The organism is Geoalkalibacter sp. (assembly GCF_030604225.1).
In the GTDB taxonomy this organism is placed as follows: Bacteria; Desulfobacterota; Desulfuromonadia; order Desulfuromonadales; family Geoalkalibacteraceae; genus Geoalkalibacter.
In genome coordinates this window covers 1-11420 of record NZ_JAUVWH010000105.1, presented here as the reverse complement: position 1 = coordinate 11420, position 11420 = coordinate 1, and the positions used below count along the sequence as shown (strand labels likewise).

At 68.8% G+C, this 11420-nt stretch carries 10 protein-coding genes; all 10 read left to right on the top strand.

The annotated features are described in order from the left end of the window. The coding region (locus QAT43_RS11380; RefSeq protein WP_305043196.1) for a PTS sugar transporter subunit IIA at positions 1–429 on the top strand (429 nt) is incomplete at its 5' end. After that, entirely contained in the window at positions 429–2423 is a 1995-nt protein-coding gene (locus tag QAT43_RS11375) for a proton-conducting transporter transmembrane domain-containing protein (protein ID WP_305043195.1), read from the top strand. The genes QAT43_RS11380 and QAT43_RS11375, both read left to right, overlap by 1 nt. Position 2424: 1 nt before the next feature. Further along, positions 2425–4401: a proton-conducting transporter transmembrane domain-containing protein gene (locus tag QAT43_RS11370; RefSeq protein ID WP_305043194.1), complete on the top strand. Its 1977-nt coding sequence runs from the start codon at positions 2425–2427 to the stop codon at positions 4399–4401. A gap of 151 nt (positions 4402–4552) precedes the next feature. Next, a complete protein-coding gene (locus QAT43_RS11365; protein WP_442900249.1) occupies positions 4553–5464 on the top strand; it encodes a respiratory chain complex I subunit 1 family protein in 912 nt (303 codons plus the stop codon). 13 nt (positions 5465–5477) lie between these two features. Beyond that, positions 5478–6116 carry a hydrogenase gene (locus QAT43_RS11360; protein WP_305043192.1) on the top strand — a complete coding sequence of 213 codons (639 nt, stop codon included), beginning with the start codon at positions 5478–5480 and terminating at the stop codon, positions 6114–6116. A gap of 4 nt (positions 6117–6120) precedes the next feature. Continuing rightward, positions 6121–7545 (top strand): proton-conducting transporter transmembrane domain-containing protein, encoded by a 1425-nt coding sequence (locus tag QAT43_RS11355; protein WP_305043191.1) that lies wholly within the window; start codon positions 6121–6123, stop codon positions 7543–7545. Continuing rightward, entirely contained in the window at positions 7542–9050 is a 1509-nt protein-coding gene (locus QAT43_RS11350) for a hydrogenase large subunit (protein ID WP_305043190.1), read from the top strand. The genes QAT43_RS11355 and QAT43_RS11350 overlap by 4 nt, the downstream gene beginning before the upstream one ends. A 13-nt stretch (positions 9051–9063) precedes the next feature. After that, positions 9064–9819, top strand: coding sequence for a hydrogenase (locus tag QAT43_RS11345; protein ID WP_305043189.1), 756 nt, complete (start codon positions 9064–9066; stop codon positions 9817–9819). Positions 9820–9861: 42 nt separating this feature from the next. Further along, positions 9862–10773, top strand: a complete 912-nt coding sequence (locus tag QAT43_RS11340) for an ATP-binding protein (RefSeq protein WP_305043188.1) — start codon at positions 9862–9864, stop codon at positions 10771–10773. Continuing rightward, a partial coding sequence (locus QAT43_RS11335; RefSeq protein ID WP_305043187.1) for an IclR family transcriptional regulator occupies positions 10770–11420 on the top strand: 651 nt, incomplete at its 3' end. The genes QAT43_RS11340 and QAT43_RS11335, both read left to right, overlap by 4 nt.

Sequence of the window (11420 nt, the reverse complement as noted above, 5' to 3'; positions counted from 1 at the left end):
TACCGCATCGAGGGTACCACCCGCGAGAAGGTGCTGGCCGATACCGTCGAGCATCTGCGCCTGCCCGACGAGGTGGATCGCGACTATCTCTACCGGGTGCTGCTGGCCCGCGAGAAAATCGCCAGCACCGCCGTCGGCGACGGCATCGCCCTGCCGCATCCGCGCAATCCCATGCTGCTGCACGTCACGCGCCCCACGGTGACCCTGTGCTTTCTGGAGCATCCGGTGGATTTCGGCGCCCTCGACGGGCGGCCGGTGCGCATCCTCTTCACCCTGATCTCACCCACCCTGCGTTTTCACCTGCATCTGCTCGCCAAGCTGGCCTTTGCCCTGAAAAACCGCGCCTTTCACCAGATCATCCAGCATGAGGGCAGCCGCGAGGAAATCTTGACTGCCCTGCGCCAGGCCGAGGAGGACTTGCTACGCTGATGGCTGCTCATCTGCTGCTGCTGGCCCTGTTGATTCTGTTGGCCGGAGGCCTGGCGGCGCTCCTCGCCGGGCGCCGTTCGGCCCTGGCCTCCAACTGCGCGGCGGGGGCGACCCTGGTGGCCGCCCTGCCCGGGCTGGGCGCCGCGCTGCTCGGCCTACGCGGCGCTCCGGCCACCCTGGAGGCGGCCTGGCAGGTGCCGGGCGGGCGCCTGCTGCTCAGCGTCGATGCCCTGAGCGGGGTGTTCCTGCTGGCGATTTTCGTGCTCGCGCCGCTGTGTGCCCTCTATGGGGCGGCCTATCTCAAGGCCCAGGGCGCGGAGCGTGCCCTGGGCGGCCACTGGTTTTTCTTCACCGGACTGGTGGCGGCCATGGCCCTGGTGGTGACGGCGGCCCAGGCCCTGTTGTTCCTGGCGGTGTGGGAGCTCATGTCCCTCGCGTCCTTTTTCCTCGTCGCCTTCGATCACCGCCTGGCCGAGGTGCGTCGCGCCGCCTGGCTCTATCTGCTGGCCTGCCATCTGGGCGGCGCCCTGCTCTTCGCCCTGTTCCTGCTCGCCGGGGATCTGGCCGGCAGCCTGGAGTTCCGCGATTTCCACCGATTGGCCGAGGCCGATCCGGGCGTCGCCCTGCTGCTCTTTCTCCTGGCCTTGGTCGGTTTCGGCACCAAGGCGGGGCTGTTTCCCCTGCACGTGTGGCTGCCCGAGGCCCATCCCGCCGCGCCCAGCCATGTTTCGGCCCTCATGTCGGGGGTGATGGTCAAGACCGGCATCTACGGGTTGCTGCGCGTGCTGACCTGGCTGCCGGCCGCGCCGGCCTGGTGGGGACTGTTGCTGGCGGGCCTGGGAATCCTGGGCGCGCTCTACGGCATCGCCCTGGCCGCCGTGCAGCGCGACCTCAAGCGCTGTCTCGCCTATTCCACCATCGAGAACGTCGGCATCATCTTCCTTGGCCTGGGCCTGAGCCTCTACGCCCGCGCCCTGGGGCTGCCGCTGATGGCGGCCCTGGGCCTGGCCGGCGCCTTGCTGCATGTATGGAACCACGCCCTGTTCAAGGGCTTGTTGTTCCTCGGCGCGGGCGGATTGCTGCACGCCACCGGCACCCGCGATCTCAACCACATGGGCGGCCTGCTCAAGCGCCTGCCCCTGAGCGGGGCACTGCTCATCGGCGGCAGCCTGGCCATCGTCGCCGTGCCGCCTCTCAACGGCTTTGTCAGCGAGTGGCTGCTCTATCTCGGCCTGTTGCAGGGCGCCACGCAACTGAGCGGGGCGGCCGCCCTGCCGCCGCTGCTGCTGGTGGGCCTGCTCGCCCTGACCGGCGCCCTGGCGCTGCTGGTGTTCGTGCGCCTGGTGGGCATCGCCCTGCTCGGCGTGCCGCGCAGTCCCGCGGCGGTGACCGCTCACGAGGGTGGGGCCTCCCTGCTGCTGCCCCAGGCCCTGCTGCTCAGTGCTTGTCTGGCCATCGGCCTGTTTCCCGGCGCGGCCCTGGGCCTGCTGGCCGCGCCCCTGGCCCTGCTGGCGCCGCCCGGGGCGAGCGCGGCGCTGCTTGCCGTGCCCCTTGCCGGGCCGGGCAGCCTGGCTTGGCTGCTGCTGGCCTTGGTGAGCACGGCAGCGCTGCTGCTGGTCGGCCTGCGGCGCCGGAGGCCGAGGACGGCGGGAGAAACCTGGGGTTGCGGCTATGCCCTGCCCAGCGCGCGCATGACCTACAGTGCCGAGGGCTTCGCGGAACTGGCTCACAACCGGATGCTGCCGGCGGTGCTGCGGCCCGCCGTGGGCGGCGCGCTGCCCGCCGAGCTTTTTCCCCAGCCTGTCGGGCGCGCGCAGGCCTCGGCCGATCCGGTGCTGGGACGACTGTTCCAGCCGCTGTTCGCCGGCCTGGGCGAGCGTTGCGTGCGCCTGCGCTGGCTGCAGCAGGGCAAGCCGGCGGTCTATCTGGCCTATATCTTCCTGACCGGAGCAGCGCTCATGCTCTGGTCCCTGTGGGCCTTGGGCGGGGGCTGAGATGGGCTGGTTCGTCGCGGGATTGCTGCTGTTGGGATTTTCCGGGGTGCCGGGATTGTTCGCCGCGCGCGCCGGCGGCGGGGCGGAAAAGCTCGCTTGCCTGCTGGTCTGGGCGGGAGCGGCCTGCGGCACGCTGGCGGTGTGGGAGGTGTTGAAGCACGGCGTGCCGCTGGTCCTCGATCTGCCCTGGGCGATTCCCGGCGGGGCCCTCGCGCTGCGCGTCGACGCCTTGGCGGCGGTGTTTCTCCTGCCCCTGTTCCTGGTGGCGGCAAGCGGCGCCCTCTATGGGCTGGCGTACTGGCCGCAGCGCGCCCATCCGGGCAACGGGCGCCGCCTTCGGCTGTTCTTTGGCCTGATCAGCGCCGGGGTGATGCTGTTGTTGAGCGCCGCCAACAGCCTGCTGTTTCTGCTGGCTTGGGAATTTATGGCCCTCTCGGGTTTTTTCCTCATCACCACCGAGGAGCACCAGAGCGAGGCGCGCGAGGCCGGTTTCATCTACCTGGTCGCAACCCACACCGGTACCCTGGCTCTGTTCGCCCTCTTCGCCCTGCTCGAACAGGCGGCGGGCAGCCTGTTGTTCCCCGGCGCCGGCGCCTTGACCCTCAAGGGCGCAGAGGCGGCGGCCATCTTTCTCCTCGGGCTGTTCGGCTTTGGCCTCAAGGCGGGCCTGGTGCCGCTGCACATCTGGCTGCCCGGCGCCCATGCCGCCGCCCCCAGCCATGCCTCGGCGCTGCTCTCGGGGGTGATGATCAAGACCGGCATCTACGGTTTGACGCGTCTGACCTCCTTTTTCGCCGAGATTCCCCCCTGGTGGGGCGCCACCCTGCTCGCCCTGGGCATCCTCTCGGGGATTCTCGGCGTGGCCCTGGCCCTGGCCCAGCACGATCTCAAGCGCCTGCTCGCCTACCACAGCGTGGAGAACATCGGCATCATCGCCCTGAGCCTGGGCATGGCCCTGCTCGGGCGCAGTTACGGGGTCGAGGCGCTGGTGGCGCTGGGTCTGGCCGGGGCGCTGCTGCACGTGGTCAATCACGGCCTGTTCAAGTCGCTGTTGTTTCTGAGCGCGGGCGCGGTGATCCACGCCACGGGCACCCGCGAGCTCGATCATTATGGCGGGCTGCTCAAATCGCAGCCCTGGACCGGCGCCCTGTTTCTCGGCGGTGCGGTGGCCATCAGCGGCCTGCCGCCCTTCAACGGCTTCATCAGCGAATGGCTGCTCTACCTGGGGGCGTTTGGCGCCGCGCAGACCGAGGGGCCGGGGCCGACGGCGGCGCTGCTCGCCGCGCCCGCTTTGGCCCTGATCGGCGGACTGGCCCTGGCCTGTTTCGTCAAGGTGTTCGGCGTGACCTTTCTCGGCGCGCCGCGCAGCGAGGCGGCCCACCATGCCCATGAAGCGCCGTTCCTGATGCGGGCACCCATGATCGCGCTGCTTTTGGCCTGTGCCTGGATCGGCTTGCTGCCCCAGACCCTGGTGCCGCTGCTGGAGCAGGCGGTGGCGTTGTGGAGCGCCGCGCCGGAGGCTTCCGCGGGTCTGAGCGCCCCCCTGGCGCCCCTGGGCTGGATCAGCGCCCTGGCCTGGGTGCTGCTGCTGGCTCTGGCGCTGGGCGTCTGGTGGCTGCGGCGGCGCGCCCGGGGGGCGGCGCGCGCCGAGACCTGGGGCTGCGGCTATGCCTTGCCCAGCGCGCGCATGCAGTACAGCGCCAGCTCCTTCGCCGATTTTCTGGTGCGTCTGCTGCGCTTCGGCCTGTGGAGTGAGCGCCACGGCGGCGCGGCGCGCGGCCTGTTTCCGGAGCCGGGGCAGTTTGCCAGCCACACCCCGGATTTGGTGCTCGATCGCGGCCTGCGCCCCGCCTTTTGCGGCCTGGCCTGGTTGTTCCGCCGGCTGCGGGCGCTCATTCAAAACGGGTTGAGCGCCTGCTATCTGCTCTACGTGGCGCTGACCCTGATCGTTCTCTTGCTGCTCGGCGGTTTCTTCTGAGACGTGCCAGGCGCCGCGGGGCGGGGCGGTTGAGCGTCGCGGCAAATGTCCGAGCTGTAGGCGAGTTTTTGCCGCAAAGCGATGCCGCCCCGCCCCGCGGCGCCTACTGAATCGAGGGGTTGCTCATGTTCCGCGCAAGGAGTCGTGCATGATCGCTCATTTGCTGCTTCATCTGCTGGTGCTGCTGCTCTTCGCCCCGCTGCTGCCGGGGGTGATCGCCCGCACCAAGGCGCGCTTCGCCGGACGCCAGGGGCCGCCCCTGCTGCAACCCTATTACGACCTGCTGCGCCTGTGGCGCAAGGGCTTCGTCCTGAGCCGCACCACCACCTGGGTTTTCAGCGCCGGTCCGGTGGTCGGGTTGGTGGTGCCGCTGCTGGCCGCGCTGCTGCTGCCCTTCGGCGCCCTGTCGGCGCCCCTGTCCTTCGAGGGCGACCTCATTCTCTTCGTCTATCTCTTCGCCCTGGCGCGCTTCTTCACCGCGGCGGCGGCCCTGGATACCGGATCGAGCTTCGAGGGCATGGGCGCGGCGCGCGAGGTGACCTTTTCCTGTCTGGCCGAGCCGACCCTGATGTTCGCCCTGCTGGTGCTGGCCAAGCTCTCCGGGGGCTTGTCCCTGCAAACCCTGTTCGGCGCGCATCTGCCCGCCGCCTGGGGGTCAGGCGCGGGTCCGGCCCTGGGCCTGATTCTGGTGTGTCTGTTCGTGGTGCTGCTGGTGGAGAATTCGCGGATTCCCTTCGACGATCCCAACACCCATCTGGAGCTGACCATGATCCATGAGGTGATGGTCCTCGATCACAGCGGTCCGGCCTTTGGCATGATTCTCTACGGCGCGGCCCTTAAGCTCATGGTGCTCGGCTCTTTGCTGGTGCGCCTGGCCCTGCCCTGGAACAGCGGTTTCTGGCTCTTCGATCTGCTCATCTATCTCGGCGGACTGCTGCTGCTCGCGGTGCTGATCGGCGTGGTTGAATCGGTCATGGCGCGGTTGCGCCTGGTGCGCGTTCCCCAGGTGCTGATCGGCACCTCCCTGGTTTCGGTGTTTGCCCTGGTCCTGGTGCTGCGCTGAGGAGACAACGTCCATGTCCGATGTGAACAGCGTCATTCTGCTGGTGGTCATCCTGCTCAATTTCTTCACCCTGGGCAGCGCCCGGCTGGTCGCCTGCATTCGAGCCGTGGCCCTGCAGGGCGCGCTGCTCGCCCTGCTGCCGGTGACGGTGCACGGGTTCTCGGGGCATTCCCTGATCCTCGCCCTGGGCGCCTTTACCCTCAAGGGCCTGTTCATCCCCTGGCTGTTGCTGCGCGCCATCCGCGAGGTGCGCATCCGCCGCGAGATGGAACCCCTCATCGGCCTGGTGCCGACCCTGTTCCTCGGCGTGCTGGCGACGGTCGCCGCCTTTCTCTTCGCCGACCGCCTGCCGCTGCTCCTCGAGCATCAGGAGGGGCTGCTGGTGCCGGCCTCCCTGGCGACCATGCTCACCGGTTTTCTGCTGCTCATGACGCGGCGCAAGGCCATCACCCAGGTGGTGGGCTATCTGATCCTGGAAAACGGCATCTTCGTCTTCGGCGTGCTGCTGTCCACCGCCATGCCCCTGGTGGTCGAGGCCGGGGTGCTGCTGGACCTGCTGGTGGCGGTGTTTGTCATGGGCATCGTGCTCAACCAGATCAACCGTGAGTTTGCCACCATCAACACCGAGCGCCTCTCGGCGCTCAAGGAATGACGCCATGCTCGTCGCCCTGATTCTGCTGCCCCTGCTGCCCGCCGCACTCTCCCTGGTGCTGCCCTGGTACCAGCTGCGCTCCTGGCTGCTGCCCGCGACCGGCGCCGCCCATCTGGGCCTGGTGCTGCTGATGGCGGGCGGTGCGCCGCCGACTCCTCATTCCTGGATCGGCCTCGACGCCCTGTCGCGCCTGGTGCTGCTGGTGACCAGCCTGCTGTTCCTGGGCTGCGCCTTCTACGCCGTGGATTATCTCGCCATGCGCCGCGATCGCGGCAACCGGGTGATGGTGCCCTGCCTGCTGGTGTTTCTCTCCGCCATGACCCTGGCCATCAGCGCCCGCCACCTGGGCCTGCTCTGGGTGGCGGTGGAGACCACCACCCTGGTGAGCGCGCCGCTCATCTATTTCAACCGCAACCGCCTGTCCATCGAAGCGACCTGGAAATACCTGCTGCTCTGCTCCGTGGGCATCGCTTTGGCCATGCTCGGCCTGATGTTCGTCGGTTACTCGGCCCTGGGCGGCGGCGCGGCGGCGAGCCTGCACTTCGACTGGCTGCTGGAGCGCGCCCCGAGCCTGAGCCGCCCCTGGCTGCACGCCGGGTTCGTGTTCCTGCTGGTGGGCTTCGGCACCAAGGTGGGGCTGGCGCCTTTGCACAGCTGGAAGCCCGATGCCTACGGCGAGGCGCCGGCCCTGGTCGGCGCGCTGCTCTCCGGCGGGCTCACCAGCGTGTCCTTTCTTGCCATCCTGCGCGCCATGCAGCTCATGAGCGCGGCGGGCGACCAGCTCATGGCGCGCCAGGCGCTGGTGGGCCTGGGCCTGCTCTCGCTGCTGCTGGCGGCGGTGTTCATGGTGCGCCAGCCCGACATCAAGCGCATGCTCGCCTATTCCTCGGTGGAGCACATGGGCATTCTCGCCCTGGGCGTGGGCATCGGCGGCCTGGCGACCTTCGGCGCCCTGCTGCACCTGATCAACAACGCCCTGACCAAGGGCTGCCTGTTTCTCACCGCCGGCAACATTCAGCGCGCCTTCGCCAGCAAGCATCTCTCCGAGGTGCGCGGCGCCCTGAGCGTCCTGCCCCTGTCCGGCGGCCTGTTCCTGGCCGGTTTTCTCGCCATCACCGGCGCGCCGCCCTTCGGACCTTTTCTCTCCGAGTTCACCATTTTGCGCGGCCTGTTCGCCGCCGACCGGCCGTTCATCGCCGCGGCCTTTCTGCTGCTGCTCGCGGTGATCTTCATCGGCATGGGCGCCACGGTGCTCGCCGCCACCCAGGGCGAGGCCGGCGAGCCGCCGGGGCGCTTCAAGGATCGGCTGCTGCTGGTGGCGCCGCCCCTGGTCATGTTGCTGCTGGTGCTGGGCCTGGGCCTCTATCTGCCCGAGCCCCTGCGGCAGCTGCTCGAAGCGGGGGCGCATCTGCTGGAGGTGCGCTCATGAGCGCGGTCACCCTGAAAAACTGCGGGCTGGTGCCCCTTGCCGCGCTGGAAATCCTCGACTTTTGCGCCTTTGCCGCCGCCCTGCGCCAAGAGGTCGACGCTCAGGGACGCATCGCCGCCCTGTTCGCCGCGCCCGCCGGGGAGCAGTTTGATCTCTTCGCCCTCATCGCCCGCGACTGGCAGGGGCAGCTCGCGCTGCTGCGCAGCCGCGTCGGCGCCCGTTATCCATCCCTGACCCCGGAACTGCCCCAGGTGCATCTCTTCGAGCGCGAGATCGCCGAGCAGTACGGCCTGGTGCCCGAGGGCCATCCCTGGTTCAAGCCGCTGCGTTTTCATCCCAGTTGGACGGGCCGCGACGCCTGGGGCCGCGATCCGCGTCGTCATCCCCTGGTGGGCGAGATGGACTATTACCGCGTCGCGGGCGAGGAGGTACACGAGGTGGCGGTGGGGCCGGTGCACGCCGGGATCATCGAGCCGGGGCATTTTCGCTTCCAGTGCCATGGCGAGCAGGTCCTGCACCTGGAAATCTCCCTGGGCTACCAGCATCGCGCCATCGAGGCGCAGCTGCCGAGCGCCCATCCCCTGGCGCGGGTGCAGCGCCTGGAAGCCGCCGCCGGCGACACCAGCATCGGCCATGCCACGGCCTATGCCCTGGTGTGCGAAGCCCTGGGCGCAACGCTCGCGCCGCCGCGCGCCCAGACCATCCGCGCCCTGGCGCTGGAGCTTGAACGGCTCGCCAACCATGTGGGGGATATCGGCGGTCTGGCCACGGACGTGGGCTTTCTGCCCACGGCGTCTTTTTGCGGACGCATTCGCGGCGACTATCTCAACCTCGGCGCCGAAATCTGCGGCAGCCGCTTTGGGCGCGGTCTGGTGCGGCCAGGCGGGGTGGCCTTCGATGTCGAGGCGCCGCGCGCCGAAAAAATGCTGGAGCGCCTGGACAGCATGGCCCGCGACACCCAGGGCGCCCTGGAGATTTTCTTCGACAGCCCCTCGGTGCTGGCCCGCCTGGAGGGCACCGGCCGGGTGCGGGTCGAGGACGCCGAGGCCTTGGGGCTGGTGGGGGTGGCGGCGCGCGCCTGCGGCCTGGCCGTCGATGCGCGCCTGCATCATCCCCAGGGCGCCTATGTCGATACCTTCGATCACGTCGTCATCGAGGAGAGCGGCGATGTCTTCGCCCGCGCCCGGGTGCGGCGTCGCGAGATCACCGATTCCCTGGCCTGGGTGCGGCGCGCCTTGCGCGATCTGCCCGGCGGCGAGCTGCGCCGCCGGGTCGCGCCGCCGGCCGCCGAGTCCCTGGCCGTGGCCCTGGTGGAAGGCTGGCGCGGCGAGCTGGTGCATCTGGCCCTGACCGACGCGCGCGGGCACTTGTCCCGCTACAAGATCGTCGATCCGTCCTTCCGCAACTGGAGCGGCCTGGCCCTGGCCCTGCGCGGCGAGCAGATCTCGGATTTTCCGCTGTGCAACAAAAGCTTCAACCTCTCCTACTGCGGTTTCGACCTGTGAAGGGAGTCGCGCCATGCTGAAGATTCTTCGCGAACGTCTGCGCCAGGGCCATCGCACCGCGCCCTATCCCCAACAGGACCCGGTGCTGCCCGAGCGCTTCCGCGGCCGCCCGCGGTTCGACCTCGAGCGCTGCCCGCCGGGCTGCCGCGCCTGCCTGGACGGCTGCCCCTATGGCGCCTTGCAGGTGCGCGACGGCCGGCCGTGCATCGATCTGGGCCTGTGCCTGTTCTGCGGCGAGTGCGCGGCCTCCTGCAGCGCCGCCGCCCTGATGTTCACCCGCGACCATCGCCTGGCGGCGCGCCGCCGCGAGGATCTGCTGAGCGGCGCCGACGAGCCGCGTCTCGCTCAGGCCCTGGATGCTCGCATGAAAAAACTCTTCGGCCGCTCCCTCAAACTGCGCCAGGTGTCGGCGGGGGGCTGCAACGCCTGCGAGGCGGATCTCAACGTCCTAGGCACCCTGGTGTTCGACCTCGGGCGTTTCGGCATCCAGTTCGTCGCCTCGCCGCGCCACGCCGACGGCATCCTGGTCACCGGGCCGGTGACGGAAAACATGAAGGGGGCGCTGCTCGACACCTACGCGGCGGTGCCCGAACCCAAGCTGGTCATCGCCTCGGGGGCCTGCGCCATCGGCGGCGGACCCTTTCGCGGCAGTCCCGAGGCGCACGACGGCATCGGCGATCTGTTGCCCGTCGATCTCTACATCCCCGGCTGTCCGCCCCATCCCTGGACCGCCCTCGATGGCCTGCTGCGCCTGCTGGGGCGGCTCTAACCCGACTCTCTTGCCCTGGGAGAGGACGTTTTGGAGGAGACCATGAACCTCGACCCGGAACTCGTCGATCAATTGCGTCGCGTGCTGACCTCCGTCGAGCAGATCCTGCCGCGGCCGGTGCCGCCCATCGACTGGGGACGCTGCGTGGCCGCCAACTGGCGCCGGCATTCCTTCGCCGGCTATCTCGAACCCATGCAGGCGGTGGACGACATCACCCTGGAGGAGCTGCTCGGCATCGACAAGCAGAAGCAGATCGTCGAGGAGAACACTCGCCAGTTCCTGCGTGGTTTTCCGGCCAACAACATCCTGCTGTGGGGCTCGCGCGGCACCGGCAAGTCGTCCCTGGTGCGCGCCCTGCTCAACCGCTACGCCGAGGCGGGCCTGCGCATCGTTCAGGTGGACAAGGACGATCTGACCAGTCTGCCCGACATCTTCTGCGCCATCGACCAGCAACCCTACCGCTTCATCGTCTTCTGCGACGACCTGTCCTTCGAGTCGGGGGAAAAAAGCTACAAGGTGCTCAAGAGCGCCCTGGACGGCTCGGTGTACGCCGCGCCGGCCAATACCCTGATCTACGTCACCTCCAACCGCCGCTACCTGGTGCCCGAATACGCCACCGACAATCTCGGTGCCAAATTGGTCAACAATGAGGTACACTACGGCGAAGGCGTCGAGGAGAAGATTTCCCTCTCCGACCGCTTTGGCCTGTGGGTGGCGTTTCACGTCTTCTCGCAGGATCAGTATTTGCATGTGGTGCGGCAGTGCGTGGAAACCCTCGCGCGCCGCCATGCCATTGCCGTGGCCTGGAGCAAGGAGCTGGAGCAGGCGGCCATCGCCTGGTCCCATGAGAAGAGTAAACGTTGCGGCCGCACCGCCTTTCAGTTTGCCCGCCGCTGGGTCGGCCGGGCCCTGTTGGAGGCCGAGCCGCGGGCCCCCTCGGAGCAACCTGCATGATGTTTGAAGAACCGCGCAGCCCCAAGAAGGACCCCTCGGAATACATGATCCAGGCCGTTTCCCAGGCCCTGGACCTGCTGGAGCTCTATTCGGGCGACGTCGATGAGCTGTCCCTTGGCGAAATCACCCAGCGCCTCGGCCTGAGCCGGCCGTCCGGCGAGCGCTTGGTGGCGACCCTGGTCATCCGGGGCTATCTGGAGGAAAACCGCCTGACCCAGAACTACCGCCTGGGCCTGAAGAATCTGCAACTGCGCCGCGCCATGATCCAGCAGCTTAATCAGGTGGAGCTGGCGCGGCCGATCCTGCAATGGCTGGTCGAACAGTGTCGGGAAACCGTCTATTTGGTGCTGCGCAAGGGCGAGTACGTGGTCTACGTGGATGCCGTCGAGACCGACCAGGCGGTGCGCGTCGCCTCGCGCGTCGGCGCTTGGCGGCCGCTGTACGGCACCGCCTCGGGCAAGATGCACCTGGCGCTCATGGACCGGGCGCGGCGCGACGCCCTACTGCCCGCTGGCGACTTTGAGCGGCACACCCCCCACACCCTCACCACCCGCGCCGCCCTCGACGAGGAGTTGGCGCGCATCGCCGAGCAAGGCTATGCCGTGGACAACGAGGAGCTCGAAAGCGGCGTGCGCTGCGTCGCCGCG